Source organism: Micromonospora sp. WMMC415, from assembly GCF_009707425.1.
Taxonomy (GTDB): domain Bacteria; phylum Actinomycetota; class Actinomycetes; order Mycobacteriales; family Micromonosporaceae; genus Micromonospora.
This window is the reverse complement of record NZ_CP046104.1, coordinates 3970951-3990292: the sequence shown is the minus strand read 5'-3', so window position 1 is coordinate 3990292 and position 19342 is coordinate 3970951. Positions and strand designations below refer to the sequence as shown.

The following is a 19342-nucleotide window of genomic DNA, read 5'->3' as shown; positions in this document are numbered from 1 at the left end:
GGTGTGCCGGCGTGCCGGGTGTGCCGTTGTTCGGTGGGTCCCGGGGAGGGTCGTGTGTGGGCGGACGAGGCTGCGCTGGACGCGGCGGGGCGCCGGCTCGACGAGTGGGAGTCGGCCGTCGCCGACCGAGCGGCGAAAGCGAAAGCCCTGTCGGAGCGGGTTCGGGCGCTGACCGGCACCGCGTCCAGTCCGGACCGGATGGTCGAGGTCACCGTCGACGCCGCCGGCTCCCTGACCGACCTGTGGTTGGACGAGCGTGTCCGGCAGCAGTCCGCGGCCCGCACGGCTCAGCAGATCCTGGCGACCACCCGGGCCGCGCACGCCGACCTGCTGCGCCAGGTCACCGCCGCGGCGTCCGACACCCTCGGCGACGGGGACCCGGCCGCCGAGGCGGTCGTCGACTCGTACCGCCGGCGGCGGGACACCGACCCGGGTTCACCGGATGCCCGCCGGTGACGGCATCCAGGTCGACCCCGACGACCTGAGGGTGCACGCCGCCCGCCTGGACCGCCACGCCGACAGCATCGACACCGCCGGCCACGCCGGCCAGCACGTCCGGCTCGGCGCCGACGCGTACGGGCAGCTCTGCGCGGTCATGCCGGCCCTGCTCGACGGCCTGCAACGCGTCCTCGTCGACGGCGTGGGCACGGCGGCCGGATCCGTCCGCGACACCGCCGACCGGCTCCGCACCAGCGCCGACCGCTACCGGGCCTCCGACGCCCGCGCCTCCCGGCAGCTGGACCGAATCCGCCCGTGACGGCGAGCCCCCTGGTCGCCACCGCGGCCGACACCCCGCCCAGCGCCTGGGCCGGCGTCTGGATCTGCGAGGACATCGAACTCGTCGCCCAGGGCATCCGCACCGGGAGTTGGGTCGACGGCAGCCTCGGCGTCGTCAGCGCCGGCCTCGACGCCCTCGCCCTCGTCTCCGACCCCGCCGGCGCCCTGCTCCAGTACGGCATCGCCTGGCTCATCGAACACGTCAGACCGCTCAGCGCGGCCCTCGACTGGCTCGCCGGCGACCCGGCCCAGATCACCGCCCACGCCCAGACGTGGCGCAACGTCGCCGCGTCGCTCCGCGAGGAGGCCGCCGACCTGGCCCGCGCGGTCCGCACCGACGTGGCCGGCTGGGGCGGTGCCGCCGGCCCCGCCTACCGCACCTGGGCCGCCGAGCAGCAGCAGGCCATCGGCGGCCTGGCCGCGGGCGCCGACGCGATGGCCGCGATCACCGAGGGCAGCGCCGGCCTGGTCGCCGCCGTCCGGCTCCTGGTCCGCGACGCCATCGCCACCTGCGTCTCGCGGCTGACCGTGTACGCGGTCGAACTCCTGGCCACCGGCGGGCTGGCGGCACCACTGGTCGTCGAACAGGTCACCACCACGGTGGCGTCCTGGGCCGCCCGCATCGCGAAACTGCTCCGCGCCCTGCTGACCAGCCTCCGCCGCCTCATCCCCGCCATCCGTCGCCTCGCCGACCTCATCGAAAAACTCAAGCAGGCCCTCAGCCGGCTTCGCAACGGACCGCAGGGACGCCCGGCCGGCGCGGCCGAGGAGCCACTCGTGATGCACGGGGGACACACCACCCGCCCTCGCAACCTCTCGGACTACGAACGACAGGAACGGTGGGCGTGGGAGGCGTACGAGGCGATCCGCCGCACCGACGACGCCGATGTCATCGCTCGACACGTTTCCGACGCCCCTCGCCTGGACGGAACCCGTGGCTTCACCCGTGCGGAGATCGAGCAGATCCGCCGCCACATCTTCCTGGAGGAGCACCCGATGGATGATTTCGCGGGCGGAGTCGTCCGTCAGCGGTACGACCCGAGTGCCCCCATGGCGGAGGCGTGGCTGCGCCTACGACGGGGACGCCCGTTGCCGGAGGATTTCCGGCTTCTCGAGCACGAGCTTGCGGAATCCCGGTACTACCGGGAGCATCCGCTCGCGGACTACCGGGAAGCACATCTCGCTGCCAACCGGGTATCCAACTGGGAGGCATCGATACCCCGCCCAACCTACGAGGACTACTCGAGCCTGGGAGACTAGCGGCGTGGGAATGATGGTGGCAGCACGGCGCGTCGAGGCTGCGGGCGACGAAGTGCGGTACGAGTTCGGCTTCGAGGACCGGTTCGACAGAATTCTGACGATCAACCCCGACACCCTGGAAGCGCGTGTCCAGGATGGCGATTTCAACTCGGCCGCGAGCGCCATCGCGGCGAAGATCGTCAACGCCTGGCGGTCCAGTGGAGAGTTCCCCGCCCGAATGTTGTTCGCCAGTTGACCTTGCTGGCACGGTCCGACTGCCCACTCACACCGAAGAAGCTGGGTATGGTCGTGCGTGTGATCAATGGCGCGCACGTGGTGATCTACAGCCGGGACGCCGAGGCGGACCGGGCCTTCTTCCGGGATGTGCTGGGCTACCCGCACGTCGACGCGGGCGGCGGGTGGCTGATCTTCAAGTTGCCGCCGGCCGAGGTCGCGGTGCACCCCGCGGAATCCACCTCGCACGAGTTCTTCCTGATGTGCGACGACGTCGCCGCGACCGTTACCGACCTGACCGCCAAGGGGGTCGAGTTCACCCAGCCGGTCAGCGACGAGGGCTGGGGGCTGATGACCGTGCTCCGGCTGCCCGGCGGCGGCGAGCTGGGCCTGTACGAGCCGCGCCACGCCAGGGCGTACGAACTCTGACGACCGCCACGACCCATCCCGGGTTGGTCACACGCTTTTCACGGACCGTTCGGCCGGCCGTCGCGCGTACGCGGGTGGCGGTGGTTTCCATCGACCTGTGACAACCTCCTCGACACGCGTGAAGGCGGCAGCGTTCGCCACGACGGCGATCGTGCTCCTCTCGACCGGCCCGGCGGTCGCCGCGGACCGGACCGGCCACGACGGCGTACGCCGTGGCGCGCCCTGCGGAATGGACGCCTCTCTGGTCGGCTTCTCGGACCGCCTCGACAAGGCGACCTTCCAGGACACCAGCGTGTCCGGCCTGTCCGCGCTGGCGCTGACCGGCCGCTCCGGCGCGCTGGCCCTCGTGGACAACGTCGGCACGACACCCGCCCGGGTGTACGGTCTGGACCTGGCCACGGACCGGCGTGGCGTCTCGGTGGGCGTGCGCGGTGTCACGGTGCTGAAGCGTCCGGACGGGACGCCGTACACCGGGGCGGACTTCGACGGCGAGGGCCTGGTCGCGGAGCGCGGTGGCAGCATCCTGGCCAGCTCGGAATCCGAGCCGTCGATCCGGCGGTTCCGGCTCTCCGACGGGCGGCAGACCGCGATGTTCGAGGTGCCGGCCCGGTTCCGGGTCGCGCCCGCCGGTCAGGCCGCGGCGAACCAGACCTTCGAGGCGCTCGCCGCCACGCCCGACCACCGGGTGCTCTACGCCGGCATGGAGGGGCCGCTGTCCGCCGACGGCCGCGACAGCCAGGGCCGCGGGCTGCAGCGCATCCTCCGGTACGACGGCCGCGAGGGCCGCGCCTACACCCCGACCACGCAGTACGCGTACCGCACGGACCCGGGGCTGGGTCTGGTGGAGCTGGTGGCGCTGGGCGGTGACCAGTTGCTCGCCCTGGAGCGTGGCTTCACCGCCGGCGTCGGCAACACGGTTCGGGTGTACCGGGTCTCCGCCACCGGCGTGCCGGACGTGTCCGGCGTGGAGTCCCTGGCCGCGCTGACCGATCCGCGCGCCTGGCTGGGCAAGCAACTCCTGGTGGACGTCGTCGACTGCCCGCCGTCCGGCGCCACCGCCAAGCAGCCGCAGCCGAATCCGTTGCTGGACAACGTCGAGGGCATGGCGCTGGGTGGCCGGCTGCCCGGCGGGCGGCAGCTGCTCTATCTCGTCTCCGACGACAACGCCAACCCGGCCCAGACCACCCGGGTGTACGCGCTGAGCGTCGCGCTGCGGCCGGAGCCGGAACTGACCGACCGGGCGCTGCTGTCGGCCACCGCGTACCAGCCGGGTCCGGTCTCCGGCACGCAGCTCGCGCCCACGCCGGTGAACGGGGTCACGCCGCCGTTCCCGGGCCAGCCCGTCCCGGGCTTCTCCGCGGTCATCCCGTTGCGGCCCGGCGACCGCTCCGGCGGCCGGCTGCTCGCCATGCCGGACAACGGCTTCGGCGCCAAGAACAACTCGGCCGACTTCCTGCTGCGGGCGTACGACATCGAGCCCCGGTACCGGACCGGCGAGGTGCTCGTACGTGGCTTCCTCAGCTTCCGCGACCCGGACCGGAAGGTGCCCTTCCCGATCGTCAACGACGGCACCGCGGACCGGCTGCTGACCGGCGCCGACTTCGACATCGAGTCGCTCGCCCGGGATGCCCGCGGCGACCTGTGGATCGGCGACGAGTTCGGCCCGTACCTGATCCGCACCGACCGGACCGGCAAGGTGCTCCAGGCGCCGATTCCGCTGCCGGACGGGGCCAGGTCCCCGCAGTCGCCGGACCTGGCCCGGGGCGAGACGCCGACCGTTCCGGCCAGCCGCGGCTTCGAGGCGATGGCGGCCAGCCGGGACGGGTGGACCCTCTACCCGATCCTCGAAGGGGCGAAGACCGACGACCCCGACCAGCGTCGTCGCGTCGTGTACGAGTTCGACGTCCGCGCCAACCGGTACACCGGCCGCACGTGGTCGTTCCGGGTGGACGATGCGTCCCTCGTCGTGGGGGACGCGGCGCTGCTCGACGGTCGGCGGCTGCTGCTCATCGAGCGGGACAACGCGATGGGCCCCCAGTCGCTGGTGAAGCGGCTGGTGGTCACCGACCTCGACGCCGCGGCGGCGGACGGGACGCTTCCCCGCCGCACCGCCGTGGACCTGATGCGGATCGCCGACCCCGACGGCGTCTCCACGCCGGCGCGGCCCGGCGAGTACGGCGTCGGAGCGCTCTTCTCCTTTCCGCTCCAGTCCGTCGAGTCGGTGCTACCGCTGGCCGGTGACCGGGTGCTCGTGGCCAACGACAACAACTTCCCGGGCAACGACGGCCGGATCCCCGGCCGGGCCGACGACACCGAGCTGATCGTCCTCGACGTGCCCGGCCTGCGGTAGGTCCCTCCCGCCTCCGAGATCAGGGCGTCCCTCGGTCGGTTCCCGCGGCCGGTGGACGCCCTGGTCCGTTCGGCGCCACCGGAACACCGGCCCCGGCGACCACCGGAGGCCGGGACATTGTCCGACACATCGAAGTGCACTACTATCTAGGCAATTTGATCAGCCCTTCGGCGATAAGCCGACGAAGAACCCGGAAACCCGGCCGGCAACCCCTGAAAACTGTGGAAATCCCGAGGAACACCCGCCACTCCAGCACACGTCGAGCCGATCCGACCAGGCTCGGGGCCACGTCCGTCGGTCCCCGCCACCCGCAGGCCAGCCAATTTCGATGCCTGACCGCAACCATTGGTCACCGAATCGAAATAGGAGTGAAACAGGGCATCCGCACGATTGGTCGAGGACGTCGGAAATTGTCCGGAGTGGATGGTATCGGAAAGGGGTCGGCGATGCGGAGAATTCCGGCCGCGTCCCTGGTAATCGGCATCGCATCCTCGCCGGCCGAACGCAGACAGCTCGCACAGCTGCTCGGCGGGACCGAGGCGTTCCTGATCGTCTCCAGCGTCGACCAGGCACGCGAGTTCCTCGACATGCCCGGGACGCCCCACGCCGCGACGGCCACCACCCCCGTTCCGGCCCTAGTCGCCGAGACCGTCGAGGAAGCGGCCGAGCCACCGCCACCCGTGCTGACCATCGACTCCAACCGCCGGGTGCTGCGCTGGCAGGACCGCGAGATCGAACTGACTCCGCTGGAGCACGATCTCCTGCTGTGCCTGGTCGGCGCGTCGGGTCAGGTCTGGACCTACGAACGGCTGCACCTCGAGGTCTGGGGCAACGCGCACCTCGGCCGCGGCTCCGACATGCACTCGGTGGTGCGCCGGGTACGCCGCAAGCTGACCCGGTTGGGTGCCACGGCGACGATCGACGCGGTCCGCGGGGTCGGCTACCGCCTCGCCCCGACCTGACCACCCGTCCCCCGCCACGGTCCACCATCCCACCGTCGAACGTGGCCGGCCCGCCCGGTCGAAACCAGGCGGGCCGGATGTGTCAACAACCGGTCACGGGTCAGCAGCGGATGGGCGACAGCGCGAAGTCCTCCACGGTGGGTGTGCTGGTGTTGATCCTCGTCTGACGGGTCTGGGGCTTCCAGCCGTCCTTGGCGACGATCATCGTCATCGGGTTGTTCCGACGATCCATCCAGTAGGCGTACCTGCCCTGCGCGTCGGTGGCGAACGTCCACGACATCGCCCACGAGTCGATCTGGACCACCGCACCGGGGATCGGTGCGCTGGCACCCTGACAGCTCGTTCCGGTGACCGTGCCCATCAACTTGCCCCAGGTCGTCGGAGGCTGCACGGTCATCGTCACCGCCACCGGCGGCACCGGGTACGGCGTGTTCTCCTTGATCGACACCGACCCGGAGTAGGTGCCGGGCTGGTCGACGTTCGCCGTCATCCCGACGGTGACCGTGACCTTCTCACCGGGCGCCAGCGTGGCCGCCGTCTTGTCGATCGTCATCCAGCTGACGTCGGCGGCACCCTCGGCGCACTCCTCGAACCCGGGCAGCGCCTCGCTGTCCGGCGTCGCGTTGAACTGGCCGGACGAGCCGCCGACCTTGTAGAAGCCGCACGCCGCGCCACCGCGGTACCGCGCCGTGTTGGCGTTCGGCAGGTCGGACCAGGCGTTGGTGCCCGGGTCGTAGGCGAAGCCGGCGTTGGTGATGGCACCGGCCTGCACACCGCCCACCACCAGCAGCTTGCCGTTCGCCACGGCGAACGAACTGGCCCAACTGTCGGCCGGCGCGTCAGCGACGGCGGTCCAGGTGTTGGCGGCCGGGTCGAAGGCGTAGCTGGCCTTCTGCGCCGCGGACCCGTCGTTGCCGCCGGTGCAGAAGACGACCCCGTCGATGCCGCCGCAGGAGAGGAAGGCCACCGACTTCGGGTAGTCGGGCAGCGTCTCCCACCGGTCGCCGGCCGGGTCGTACCGGAGGACGTCGTTCGACATCGGCGTGCAACTCGCCGTCGTACAACCACCGATGGCGTACAGCTTGCCGTCGACGACCGCCTGCCCGGCGGCGGACCGCGGCGCGGGGTTGTCGGCCCGCTCCGACCAGGAGTTCGCCGCCGGGTCGTACGACCAGGTGGTGGCGTCGGGGCCGGACGTCCCCCAGCCGCCGGTCGCGATGATCTTCCCGTCCAGGACGCCCACCGTCATGGCGTTGCGCGCACCCGGGAGATCGGCGATCGGCGACCAGGCCAACGCGACCGGGTCGTAGACGAAGTTCTTCGTCGTGGACGCCGATCCGTTGCCGCCGGCGATCGAGTACACCTTGCCGTCCAGGTTCACCACCCGGTTGTCCATCACGTTCGCCGGGTAGTCGGCGACGTCCGTCCACGGCTCGGCCTGCGGGCCGATTGCGGCCGACGCACCCGACGCCGACATGCCGGACGCCCTCGCCGCGAACGACGTCGGCACGGTGAGCCGCTGCTCCGCTGCGCCGCTGGACCCGAGCACCTGCTGCCTGCTCATCCGGGACCCGTCGGCCCGGAGGAGTTCGAATCCGTCGTCACGCTCTGCGAACTCGACGGTGACGGGCGCCCCGCCGGTGTTGGTCACGGTGAAGGTCTTGTTGACCTTGCCGGTGGGCATCCGGACCGTTGCGCTCACCGCCGCCGGCTGCACCGACAGCCGTCCGGCCGCGAGCCGGAAGGTGACCGCCGTCGCCCAGTCGGCCTGCACGTCGACCTGCTTGCGCTGGCTGACGTAGTTGCCGGCCGTCGCCGTGAACGGGTGCGTGCCGGTCAGCGAGGAGAACATCCAGAAGAAGCCGTCGGCCACCCCGGGGTCGTCCGGGGTCGCCACGGTGGTCGCCTTCTCCGCCGGCCGGTCGTCGCTGGTGACCGTGGCACCGTTGACGTAGCCGTTGTCGTTGCGGTCCCGGACGTGGCCGAGCACCAGACCGCCGTTGACCGGCTCGCAGCTGACCTGGCTGCCGATCAGGACGTTGTCGACCTGCCACCACCACTCGAACGAGGCGTCGTAGTAGTGGAACCGGACCCGGACCTCCGCCTGGCCCGCGGCCTGCGGAATCGGGATGTCGGTCACCCGCGGCCCCCGGACGTCGGCCGCCTGCCGGAGCACGTTGGTCCAGGTGGTACCGCCGTCGATGCTGAGGTCGACATCCGCGCGGTCCGGGCCCAGGTGGTTGAAGTCCTGGTTGAACCGGATCACGGGCGCCGTCACGGCGGTCAGGTCGACGACCGGGCTGACGAGCGAGGTGTCCTGCCGCCCACCGGTCCCGTAGTCGTCGCTGTCGATGATCGCGAAGTTGCCGGTGCCGCCGGTCAGGTTGCCGCGGTCGCCGTCGTCGGTGAACTTCCAGACCTGACCCGTCCCGGCGTGGTCCACCACGGACCAACCGGCCGGCGCGGCGGTGCCGTCGAACGTCTCGTACTCGCCGTCCGAGCCGTACCGGTATCCCGGCGCCGTCGTACACGCGGTGATCTTCACCGGTACGGCGACGTTGTTGACCACGTTGCGCGAACCGACCACGACCTCCTCGGTCACCGTCTGGTAGCCGGGGTACTGCGGCTCGACCTTCAGGCTGTACGTCGCCCCGGCCGGGAGGCTGATGCTGTACCGGCCGTTGACGGGCGTGGTGTAGTCCGACACACCGGACGGACCCTCGACGGTCACCTTCGCGTAGAGCGGCCAGCCGTGTCCGGAGCCGTCGGTGACCGTTCCGCTGACGGTGACGCTGGGTACCGCCGTCAGCGCGACGGTGACCGTCGTCGTCGCGTCCTCGGTGACCGTCGCCGGCACCGTCCTGCTCGCGTACCCGAAGGCCGTCACGGCGACCTGGTAGTCGCCGACCGGCAGGAGGGACGAGAACGTCCCGTCGCTCCCGGTGGTCAGCTGGCGGCTGGCCGGACCGGCCAGGGTGACCGTGGCGCCCGCGACCGGGTTGCCGGTGCCCACGTCCGTCACGGTGCCGGCCAGGGTGCCGGTGTCGCCGATCGGGGCGGCGTCGAGCAGCGCGAGCGCGTCCAGCCGGCCCTCGCCGAACACGTTGTTGTCGTCGGTCGTGCCGCCGCACTGGGCGTCCGCCTTGTCGACGGCCGAGTTGTCCAGCAGTGCGCGCGTGGCCGCGACGTCACCCACCAGCGCCGGCGCCGCCGACCACAGCAGCGCGATCGCGCCCGCGAGGTGCGGTGCCGCCATCGAGGTGCCGTTGAAGCTGGCGTACGCGCTGCCCGGAACGCTCGACCGGACGTTCACGCCGGGGGCGGCGATGTTGGGCTTGATCTCGCCGTCCTGCCCGGCACCCCGGCTCGAGAAGCTGGCGATGTTGTTGTTGACGTCGTACGCGCCGGCCGAGTAGTTGCCGATCCGGCTGCCCGGCGAGCCGCTGGTCTGGCAGGCCGAGCCGTTGTTGCCGTTGGACCAGGTGCCGAAGATGCCCGACGCGGCCCAGGCGTTGGTGACGTCCTCCATGAACGGGTCGTTGGACGGCGTCCGGGTTCCCCACGAGTTGTTGATGATGTTCGGACGCTTGCTGGCATCGGGGTTCTGGCCGTTGAGGTCGGTCGGCTCGAGCATCCACTGGCCGGAGGAGACCAGGGCGGCGTCACTGGGGCAGCAGCCGTTCGCCGCGATCCACCTGACGTCCGGTGCGACGCCGATCTGGTTCGCCCCGTCGGCACCGGCCATCGTGCCCATCGTGTGGGTGCCGTGGCCGTCGCCGTCGCAGGGCGCGGCGGCGCAGGTCCCGGCGGCGTCGAACCAGTTGTAGTTGTGGTCGAACGTGCCGTCCCCGTTGTTGCCACGGTAGGAGGCCACGAGGGCCGGGTGGTCGAACTGGACCCCGGTGTCGATGTTCGCCACCGTGATGCCCGCACCCTTGACGCCGTACCGGGACCAGACGTCGTCGGCGTTGATGTTGGCGATGCCCCATTCGAGGGCGTTCACCGTCTTCTCGTCAGCCCCGTCGGTGACCTCGGGCACCTTGTAGTCGACCGGGGCGTACAGGCCCTCGACCTCGGCGTGGGCGGCGAAGTTCTGCGCCATCGCCAGGGAACCGCTGCTGACCTTGATGGCGTTGGTCGCCCAGAAGGTCTGGTACTTCGCGCCCGCGCCGTCGAGTTCGGCCCGGACCTTGGCCTGGCTCTCGGCGGCGGTCTTCTTCAGGGCGTCCGCGACCGCGGTGCCCCGCTCGGCCCAGTCCTCGACCGCGCCGGCCGGGCCCAGATCCGCCCGGTCCGTGAAGCGGATCCAGAAATCGCCCTCGCTCTTCGCCTGGAACTGTTTCGCCAGTTCCGGCCGGATCTTGTCGGCTGGTGCGGCCGCCCCTGCCCCCGCCGGCGCGGCCTGCGCGCCCCCGCCGGTGGTGACCAAGCCTGTCGCGACGAGGACCATCGCCGCGCCGGCGCTCACCAGTGATCTGGCGACGCGCCTCCTGTGTGGACGTCTGAACATCGGTGCTGCCTCCTCCAGAACGACCCAGGATCGGATGAGCCATGGTGGAGGGTGCAGGGCGCCTCTGCCGTTCGGATGAACCGGACCGACCCCCCCTGCTGCCCCCAGGCGCCGCGCGGGTCACGCCGGCTGCCCGTCTGGACACTATGATCGAAAAGAATGGACGATCAAGCACGTGCGGTAAGCAACTTGTCGCTAACAGTTGATGGGTTGAGGGCAGCGCTGCCGATTGTTGTCACGCACATGACGACGTTGGGCAGGATCTGCCCTTCGTTTCCAGGTGGGTGCTGTGGGGGCGCACGACGAACGCACGGTGCCGGGCGGGTCCGATCCGCCCGGGGAAGCTTTCCCGCTGGTGATCGCGGTGACGTCGTCGCCGGCCGAGCGGATCCGGCTCGCGGAACGCCTCGACGGCGTCGCGCCGCTCCTGCTGGTGGCCGATCTCGACGAGCTCCGCAGATTGATCACGGCTCCACGGCAGCCGCCGACGGCGTCGTCCGCGCCGGGAGCAGCCGCCACCGCGCCCGAGGCGGTCGACGACACGCTGCTTCTCGACTCAGCTCGATCGACCGTGCGCTGTCGGGGGCGGGAGATCGTCCTGACCAGACTTGAGCACGACCTGATGGCCTGCCTGACCACCGAGCCGATCCAGGTCTGGACCTACACCGCGCTGCACCGGTCGGTGTGGCACGACGAAGGGCTGCAGCGCAAGGCGGACGTGCAGTCCCTGGTGAAGCGGCTGCGGCGCAAGCTCAACCAGCTCGGCACCGGCGTGACGATCGACGCCGTGCGCGGTGTGGGGTTCCGGCTGAGCGAGCACCACGAACCGAAGGTGAGCGGAGCATGACGCCTGCCTGACGAGGGCGAGCGTGTTCCCGGGTGTGCTGATCCAGCCGGCAGTCAGACCATCAACGGACGGGCCGCGCGGGGGTGGCCGAGCCAGGCCGGCTGCTGCCGGCCCCGGTCACGGCTCCCGGGGCACCGGCTGGGCCAGGGCTTGCAGTTCCGTCGGCAGCTGCGCCAACGCGTCCTCGAACTCGCCGTGGCCGACCACGCGGGGCAGGGTCTGCAGGACGGCTTCGACGCCCCGCTCTGCGAGGTCCTGATCCACCCCGGCGCGCTCCCCCACCCGCCGCAGGAACTCGTCGTACGCGAAGACCTCCGGCTCCTCCGTGCCCTTGACCAGGCAGTCGCGCAGCTCGTACGCGACGTGGTCGGCCAGCTCCGCCGCCTCGCCACCGCTGATCCGCTCGGCGAGGGTGCGCAGGGTGGCCTCGGTCAGGGATCGCGCCGTGTCCGACGCAACGCCCGCCCGTGCGGCGACCTTCTCGAAGAACTGCAGCTCAGCCATGCCCCGTCCTTCCGTCTGGAACGCGGCTGGCTACCCGGAGCCACCGGTCACAAACGGCGGGGGCCGTCCCGGGATCAGGCCCGGCCCATCTCGGCGAGGATTCCGGTGCCCTGACCGAGCTCGATCAGGTAGCCGTCGGGATCTCGCAGGTAGCACCGGATCTCGACGCCGTGGTCCTTCGGCTCGGTGAGGAACTCCCCGCCCCGCGACCGCCACTGCTCGTAGACGGCGTGGACATCGGTGACCCGGATGTTCATCGCGCCGCTGAGCGTGCGCGGGTCCGGCGGCGCCTGGGCCCGTACGTCCGGCTTGTCGTCCGTCGGCCCGCCCTCGTCGTTGAGCACGATGTAGCTGTTGTGGAACCGCAGGATCGCCGGCTGGCGGTCCCGCACCACCGTCGCTCCCAGCACCCGCCGGTAGAACTCCCGTGACCGGTCCACGTCCCGCACGATCAGCAGATGCGTGAGCACCAGCCCGCCCTCGGGCTGGAAGTAGTCCGGCGCCTCGCTGGCCATCCGTACCTCCCCGGTCCGACCGGGTCGGGGCGTACCCGCCGGAGACGCCCGCACACCCCCTCAGGGCCGTCCGGCCGTCACAGGTTGTGGCGGTCGTCGGCCGGCAGGCGCGGCGGCTCCGGGGGCTCGGCGGACTGGCCGGGCTGCCCCAACTGCGCGACGTGGGTCGGGTCGAGGACGCGCGACAGGAAGGAGCGGGTCCGTTCGTGCCGCGGCGCGCCGAGCACCTCCTGCGGCGGTCCCTGCTCGACCACGACGCCGCCGTCCATGAACACGACGCGGTCGGCGACGTCCCGGGCGAACGCCATCTCGTGGGTGACCACCATCATCGTCATGCCGTCCTCCGCGAGCGTCCGCATGACGGTGAGCACGTCGCCGACGAGTTCCGGGTCGAGCGCCGAGGTCGGCTCGTCGAAGAGCATCAGCTCGGGTTCCATCGACAGCGACCGGGCGATGGCCGCGCGCTGCTGCTGCCCGCCGGAGAGCTGAGCCGGGAACGCGCCGGCCTTGTCGGCCAGGCCGACCCGCTCCAGGTTCTCCCGCGCGATCCGCTCGGCCTCGGCGCGGCGGCGCCGGAGCACCCGGCGCTGGGCGACGGTGAGGTTGTCCAGCACGGTCAGGTGCGGGAAGAGGTTGAACGACTGGAAGACCATGCCGATGCCGCGGCGTACCGAGTCGATCTCGACGTCCGGATCGGTCATCTCGATGCCGTTCACCCAGATCTTGCCGGCGGTCGGCTCCTCCAGCAGGTTGACGCAGCGCAGCAGCGTCGACTTGCCGGAACCGGACGGCCCGATGACGCAGACCACCTCGCCGTGGCCGACCTCGAAGTCGATGCCCTTGAGCACTTCGAGCGGGCCGAAGGACTTGTGCAGGTCGCGGATCTCGACGGCGGGCCGGGATCGGGTTGTCGTCATGCGGGTCACCGGGCCTTGGCGTAGCGGAGTTCGAGGCGCCGTACCACCTGGGACAGGGGCAGGGTGATGATCAGGTAGGTGAAGCCGGCCACCAGCAGCGGCGTGGCGTTCACCCGGTCGTTCAGCGTGTCCCGGCCGAACTTGGTGATCTCGATGGTCGACGCCGTCACGCCCAGCACGTAGGCGAGCGACGAGTCCTTGGTGAGCAGGATGAGTTCGTTCGTCAGCGGCGGGATCACGATCCGGAACGCCTGCGGGATGACGATGGTGCGCATCGCGGTGAAGTGGGACATGCCGAGGGTGCGCGCCGCCTCCATCTGTCCCTTCGGCACCGCCTGGATGCCGGCCCGGATGGTCTCCGCCATGTACGCCGCGGCGGTCAACCCGAGGCCGATCGCGATCGAACCGAACACGCCGCCCGGGATCTCCCGCTCCGGAAAGGCGATGGGAATGCCGTACCCGACGAGGAAGAGCACCAGCAGCGCGGGCAGGCCCCGGAACAGCTCGATGTACGCCGTCGCCACCCAGCGGTACGGAGCCACCCGGGACAGCCGCATCAGGGCGAGAACGGTGCCGAACACCAGGCCGAAGGCGAACGCGCCCAACGTGTAGAGGATCGTGTTCCGCAGGGCGACGGTGATGATCGTCGGGAACATCGACTCGATGATGTCGACGCGGAAGAACGCGTCGCGCAGCCTGCCCCAGTCCGCGGCGTAGACCACCGCCGCGAGGACGGCGACGAAGGCCAGGTACTGCAGCCAGAGAGACAGCCGCTCCCGTTGGCGGCGTCGCAGCTTCACGATTCGATGCTCCTCGCCCACGCGGAGGGCGCGCGCCACGCGCGCGCCCTCCTGCCACCCGGTTCGGTCACTTGGCCGGCTGCTTGCCGATCCACTTCGCGTAGATCGTGTCGTACGAGCCGTCCTGCCGGGCCTTGGTCAGCACCTCGTTGATCTTCTTGAGCAGCTCCGGGTTGCCGTCCTTCTTCACCGAGAACCCGTACTGCTCGCCGGTGTCGAACTCCGCGGTCACCTCGAACCCGCCCGGGTTCTCCTTGATGTACTCGGTCCAGACCGGCAGGTCGTTGACGGCGGCCTCGACCTGGCCGTTGGCGAGGGCCTGCTGCAGGGCGGCGAGGTCCTCGAACTCGACGAGCTGGAGGCCCTTCTCCTGCTCGAACTTCTTGGCGTAGTCACGGCCGGTGGTGGCCGCCTGGATGCCGAGCTTCTTGCCCCGGAGGTCGTCGAGCGACTTGTACGGCTTGCCGGTCTTGACCAGAAGCGCCTGGGTTGCGTCGAAGTACGGATCCGAGAAGTCCATCACCTTCTGCCGTTCCTCGGTGATGGTCATGCCGGCGGCGGCCGCGTCGCACTTGCCGGTGTTCAGGTCCTGGCCGGACTTGATCCCCTCGAACGGGGTGTCGACGATCGTCTGCTCGACGTCCAGCTCCTTGGCGACCAGGTCCATCACGTCGACGTCGAACCCGACCACCTTGCCGCTGGCGTCCTTCGACTGGAACGGCGCGTACGGCAGGTGCGTGCAGACGGTCAGCTTGCCCTTCTCGATGAGCTTGACCCCGTTCGCCTGGACCTCGCTCTCGTCCTTCTTGGCGCAACCGGCGGCGCTCAAAGCGAGCGCGGCGACCGCCACGACGAGTCCTGCCTTGCGGACCGACCTCTGCAAAGTCACGCTGCGTCCCTCCGATTCAGCCCCCGTGTGACGGGCAGCCAGCGTTCTGCACGTACGTGTGTGACAGGCGACGCTACCTCGATCCGGGAAGTCGCACCAAGATCACGGCGGTCGTTTGGCCGGAGCGTTACCCGTCACACTCGTTGAACCGGGCGTTCTGGACACATCCGGACGGCAGCCGACCCGGGCGGGGCGAGCGCGGGCCGCCGGTCCGGGGCGTGTGAGGATGCGCGCATGCGTGCGGTGATCTTCGACGAGTTCGGTGCCCGGCCCGAGGTCCGCGACGTCCCGGACCCGGAGCCGCCGGCCGGGGGCGTGGTCATCCGGGTCGAGGCGACCGGACTGTGCCGCAGCGACTGGCACGGCTGGCACGGCCACGATCCCGACATCCGGCTGCCGCACGTCCCCGGCCACGAGTACGCGGGCGTCGTCGCGGCGGTCGGCGCCGGCGTACGAGGATGGCGGGCCGGCGACCGGGTCACCGTGCCCTTCGTCTGCGCCTGCGGGCGCTGCCCGGCCTGCCAGGCGGGCGACCAGCAGGTCTGCGAGCGGCAGACGCAGCCCGGCTTCACCCACTGGGGGTCGTTCGCCGAGTACGTGGCGGTGCGCGACGCCGACGTCAACCTGGTCCGCCTCCCCGACGAGCTGGACCACCCGGTCGCGGCCGCCCTCGGCTGCCGCTTCGCCACCGCGTTCCGGGCCGTGGTCGGCCAGGGACGGGTGGCCGCGGGCGAGTGGGTGGCGGTGCACGGCTGCGGTGGAGTGGGGCTGTCCGCGGTGATGATCGCGGCGGCGTGCGGCGCGCAGGTGGTGGCCGTCGACATCGCCCCGGGCGCACTCGACCTGGCCCGGAGCTGCGGGGCCAGCGTCTGCCTGGACGGCAGCGCCCTCGCCGGGCCCGGCGCGGTGGCGGCGGCCGTCCGCGAGACGACCGGCGGCGGCGCCCACCTGTCGCTCGACGCGTTGGGCAGTCACGCCACCTGCACCGCCTCGATCGAGAGCCTGCGGCGGCGCGGACGGCACGTGCAGGTCGGGCTCCTCCCCCCGGCCCAGGGCCGCCCGGCCCTGCCGATGGAGCTGGTGATCGCGTACGAGCTGGAGCTGCTGGGCAGCCACGGCATGGCCGCGCACGCCTACCCGGAGCTGCTCCGGCTGGTCACCGCGGGTGTCCTGCGCCCCGCCGACCTGATCACCCGCACCATCGGCCTCGCCGAGGTGCCCGACGCGCTGGCGACGATGGACCGGCCCAGCCCCGGCGGGATGTGCCTCATCGACCCTCGGTGAGGTCGCGTCACGCCGGCGGCGAGGTCGACTGACACGTGTCGGAGAATCTATCGAGATATTTAAACACGTGCTGGATGACGGGGGGTCGCCCGGTCCGTAGCGTCGGTCGGCAACACCGCGCTGGGGCGTACGCCGGCACGGGCTGTTCCGGTGGTGGTGGCTCGGCGCCAGGAGGCGCCGTGTCGGAACAGCGAAGGGAGCAGCGGTGGCTTCATCTCCCCCCGTCTCACGCGCTCGGCGCGACCTCCGATTGGTGTTCACCAGCAGTCTCGTCGTGTCGCTGACGTTGGCGGCCACGCCGGGTTGGGCGGCCCCGGAGGAGGGCCAGGCCGCGAAGCCGAACCCCATCTTCCTCACCGGCCCGAACGAGGGCGGGCCGGACACCATCGCCATGACGTACCTGCGGGCCAACGCCGGTCGGCACGGCGTCGACGCCGCCGACCTGGGCGACCTCGCGGTCGCCTCCAGCTACACCAGCCGGCACAACGGTGTGACGCACGTGAACCTGGCGCAGCGGTACCGGCAGTTGGAGGTGTTCGGCGCCACCGCCACCGTCAACGTCGCCCGGGACGGCAGCGTCGTCTTCGTGGGCGACACGTTGGTGTCCGAACTGTCCGCCGGCACGTCGACCGCAGAGTCGGTGGACGCCGTCAAGGCCGTGCGGGCGGCGGCGAAGGCGCTGAAACTCCCCGCTCCGCGCAGCCCCAAGGTGCTCAAACGTGCCCCCGGTCCGGCGAAGCGGACGGTCGTGTCCGGCAGCGGCGTCTCCGACCAGCCGATTCCGGCGAAGCTGGGGTGGCAGCCCGGCGACGACGGGCTGCGCCTGGCGTGGCAGGTGGTGATCGACGATTCCACGGACTCCCACCTGTGGAACGCGACGATCGACGCGCAGAGCGGCGCGCTGCTCGCCGTGGAGGACTGGACGGCCCACGACGAGGTGTCCGAGCTGTCGAGCACGCTGGGCCAGCACGTCGCGGGCCGCTCGCAGGTCGCCGCCGCGGCCGGCTCCCTCGACCCGGTGCAGGACGGGTCGAGCTACCAGGTGTTCGGCCTGCCGGCGGAGAGTCCGAACGACGGGCCGCGCACGCTGGTGACGAACCCGGCGGACGGCACGGCGTCCCCGCACGGCTGGCACGACACCGACGGGGCGCCCGGTGCGGAGTTCACCACGACGCAGGGCGTCAACGTGCACGCCTACCAGGACCAGGACAACAACAACGCGGCGGACCTGGGTAGCAGCCCGGACGGCGGAGCCGGGCTGACCTTCGACTTCCCGCTCGACCTCGGCGAGCACGCGCAGAACTACCGGGACGCCGCAACCGCGAACCTCTTCTACTGGAACAACATCGTCCACGACGTCACCCACCGGTACGGCTTCGACGAGGCGTCGGGCAACTTCCAGGCGAACAACTACGGCCGCGGTGGCGTGGCCGGGGACTACGTACGCGCCGAGGCGGCCGACGGCGGCGGCACGAACAACGCGAACTTCTCCACCCCGGCCGTCGACGGTGACCTCACTCCCCGGATGCAGATGTACCTGTGGCCCGGCAACCAGTTCGGCGCCCAGAACCAGGTCGTCGTGGACGGGGTCGGCTCGTTCGACGCGTCGTGGTCGCGGTTCACCCCGGCGCCCACGGTCGCCGGGCGCTCCGGCCAGTTCGTGTACGGCGGCACCGGCTGCACCACCGACGCGTACCCCGAGAACCGGCCCGCCGGCGACTGGATCGCGGTGCTCGACGGGGGCACCGCCGCCTGCAGCTACCTCCTCCGCGCCCAGGTCGCCGAGTCCCTCGGTGCCGACGCCGTGGTCATCGCGCACAACGCGACCGGCACCGCGCCGGTCCTGACCGGGTCGATGACCGGCGCACCGGTCACCATCCCGGCGGTCTCCGTCACCCAGGCCGACGGGGCCACCATCAAGGCCGCCGTCGCCGACGGGACGGCTGCGGGGAGCATCCGGAAGCACCCGAACCACCCCGGCATCCGGGACGGCGACCTCGACGCGGGGGTCGTCATCCACGAGTACGCGCACGGCATCTCCAACCGGCTCACCGGCGGGCCGACGATCAACTGCCTCACCGGCGACGAGCGGATGGGCGAGGGCTGGAGCGACTGGTTCGCCGTCACCATGCTGATGGACCCGCGGTTCGACACCGCGGACGGCCGGCGCGGCATGGGCCCGTACGTGCTGTTCCAGGACGACCGGAGCGGCAACGGAATCCGGCCGCGGCCGTACTCCCGCAACATGGAGACCCAGCCGTTCACCTACGACAGCATCAAGACCGGCGGCTGGCTCAACGGCACGTCCCTGGCCACGCCGCACGGCGTGGGTCACGGCTGGGCGGCCGTGCTCTGGGACATGACGTGGGACCTCATCGACCGGCACGGGTACAACCCCAACATCTACGACTCCTGGAACACCGGCGGTAACAACCTCGCCATGCAACTGGTCATGGACGGGTTGAAGTTCCAGGGCTGCGGGCCGGGCTTCGTCACCGGCCGCAACGCCATCATCGCCGCCGACGCGGCCCTGACCGGCGGCGCCAACGCCTGCACGCTGTGGGCCTCCTTCGCCCGCCGGGGCCTCGGCTACAGCGCCGTGCAGGGCACCACCAACCGCGACGACAACACCGAGGCCTTCGACACCCACCCCAGCTGCCGCGGCGACTTCACCGGTCGGGCCGCACAACCCGCCCTGAACACCGTCGACGCCGGGGACGCGGTGCCGATGAGGTTCGACCTCGGCACCAACCGGGGCCTGGACGTCCTCGCCAGCAACTCGCCGTACTCCCGCCTGGTGGACTGCGACACGCTGCAGACCGTCAACCCGGACGGCGGTATCACCCCCCGGCCCGCACCGGTCGCCGCGCAGACCCCCGGCGGCTCGGGGCTGTCCGCCACCGCCAACGGCCGGTACCTCTACCCGTGGAAGACCGACCCCGCCTGGGCCGGCACCTGCCGCGAGTTCGTGCTGACCCTCGACACCGGATTCCAGTACCGCGCCTACTTCAGGTTCACCGGGTAGGCGAGCAGTCGGAGGGAGCATCCCGTCCGGGGATGCTCCCTCCGTCGTCCGCCGCCACGG

The 19342-nt window shown here is 71.2% G+C and carries 16 protein-coding genes; 10 read left to right on the top strand and 6 right to left on the bottom strand.

Features of this window, described 5'->3' with window-relative positions; translation table 11 throughout:
- Positions 1-54: 54 nt before the first annotated feature.
- The 7 genes from GKC29_RS18695 to GKC29_RS18665 all read left to right on the top strand — a co-directional run bounded on the left by GKC29_RS18695 (position 55) and on the right by GKC29_RS18665 (position 5991).
- Positions 55-456: a YbaB/EbfC family nucleoid-associated protein gene (locus GKC29_RS18695; protein ID WP_155332051.1), complete on the top strand. Its 402-nt coding sequence runs from the start codon at positions 55-57 to the stop codon at positions 454-456.
- The gene (locus GKC29_RS18690; protein WP_155332050.1) at positions 443-757 is read left to right on the top strand and encodes a type VII secretion target; all 315 of its coding nucleotides are present in this window, start codon (positions 443-445) and stop codon (positions 755-757) included. The genes GKC29_RS18695 and GKC29_RS18690 overlap by 14 nt, the downstream gene beginning before the upstream one ends.
- Positions 754-2037: a WXG100 family type VII secretion target gene (locus GKC29_RS18685; RefSeq protein WP_155332049.1), complete on the top strand. Its 1284-nt coding sequence runs from the start codon at positions 754-756 to the stop codon at positions 2035-2037. The genes GKC29_RS18690 and GKC29_RS18685 overlap by 4 nt, the downstream gene beginning before the upstream one ends.
- Positions 2038-2047: 10 nt before the next feature.
- Positions 2048-2272, top strand: coding sequence for a hypothetical protein (locus tag GKC29_RS18680; protein WP_230689088.1), 225 nt, complete (start codon positions 2048-2050; stop codon positions 2270-2272).
- A gap of 47 nt (positions 2273-2319) precedes the next feature.
- Positions 2320-2679 (top strand): VOC family protein, encoded by a 360-nt coding sequence (locus tag GKC29_RS18675; RefSeq protein ID WP_230688702.1) that lies wholly within the window; start codon positions 2320-2322, stop codon positions 2677-2679.
- Positions 2680-2797: 118 nt separating this feature from the next.
- Entirely contained in the window at positions 2798-5029 is a 2232-nt protein-coding gene (locus tag GKC29_RS18670; protein WP_230688701.1) for an esterase-like activity of phytase family protein, read from the top strand.
- Between the two features lie 446 nt (positions 5030-5475).
- Positions 5476-5991, top strand: a complete 516-nt coding sequence (locus GKC29_RS18665) for a winged helix-turn-helix domain-containing protein (RefSeq protein ID WP_155332047.1) — start codon at positions 5476-5478, stop codon at positions 5989-5991.
- Between the two features lie 100 nt (positions 5992-6091).
- On the opposite strand, the gene GKC29_RS18660 is transcribed toward GKC29_RS18665, so the two are convergent.
- The gene (locus GKC29_RS18660) at positions 6092-10459 is read right to left on the bottom strand and encodes a S8 family serine peptidase (protein WP_230688700.1); all 4368 of its coding nucleotides are present in this window, start codon (positions 10457-10459) and stop codon (positions 6092-6094) included.
- 331 nt (positions 10460-10790) lie between these two features.
- On the opposite strand from GKC29_RS18660, the gene GKC29_RS18655 reads away from it, so the two are divergent.
- Positions 10791-11348 carry a winged helix-turn-helix domain-containing protein gene (locus GKC29_RS18655; protein WP_155332045.1) on the top strand — a complete coding sequence of 186 codons (558 nt, stop codon included), beginning with the start codon at positions 10791-10793 and terminating at the stop codon, positions 11346-11348.
- Between the two features lie 117 nt (positions 11349-11465).
- On the opposite strand, the gene GKC29_RS18650 is transcribed toward GKC29_RS18655, so the two are convergent.
- The 5 genes from GKC29_RS18650 to GKC29_RS18630 form a co-directional block, all read right to left on the bottom strand.
- Positions 11466-11852, bottom strand: coding sequence for a DUF2267 domain-containing protein (locus GKC29_RS18650; protein WP_155332044.1), 387 nt, complete (start codon positions 11850-11852; stop codon positions 11466-11468).
- Between the two features lie 74 nt (positions 11853-11926).
- Entirely contained in the window at positions 11927-12367 is a 441-nt protein-coding gene (locus GKC29_RS18645) for a VOC family protein (RefSeq protein ID WP_155332043.1), read from the bottom strand.
- 77 nt (positions 12368-12444) lie between these two features.
- Complete coding sequence (locus GKC29_RS18640) at positions 12445-13284, bottom strand: amino acid ABC transporter ATP-binding protein (RefSeq protein ID WP_155332042.1); 840 nt, start codon at positions 13282-13284, stop codon at positions 12445-12447.
- Positions 13285-13289: 5 nt separating this feature from the next.
- Entirely contained in the window at positions 13290-14084 is a 795-nt protein-coding gene (locus GKC29_RS18635) for an amino acid ABC transporter permease (RefSeq protein ID WP_155332041.1), read from the bottom strand.
- Between the two features lie 67 nt (positions 14085-14151).
- Positions 14152-14973 carry a basic amino acid ABC transporter substrate-binding protein gene (locus GKC29_RS18630; protein WP_155332040.1) on the bottom strand — a complete coding sequence of 274 codons (822 nt, stop codon included), beginning with the start codon at positions 14971-14973 and terminating at the stop codon, positions 14152-14154.
- Positions 14974-15207: 234 nt separating this feature from the next.
- On the opposite strand from GKC29_RS18630, the gene GKC29_RS18625 reads away from it, so the two are divergent.
- Positions 15208-16257, top strand: coding sequence for a zinc-dependent alcohol dehydrogenase family protein (locus GKC29_RS18625; RefSeq protein WP_155332039.1), 1050 nt, complete (start codon positions 15208-15210; stop codon positions 16255-16257).
- A 253-nt stretch (positions 16258-16510) separates the two neighbouring features.
- A complete protein-coding gene (locus GKC29_RS18620; protein ID WP_230688699.1) occupies positions 16511-19282 on the top strand; it encodes a M36 family metallopeptidase in 2772 nt (923 codons plus the stop codon).
- Positions 19283-19342 lie beyond the last annotated feature (60 nt).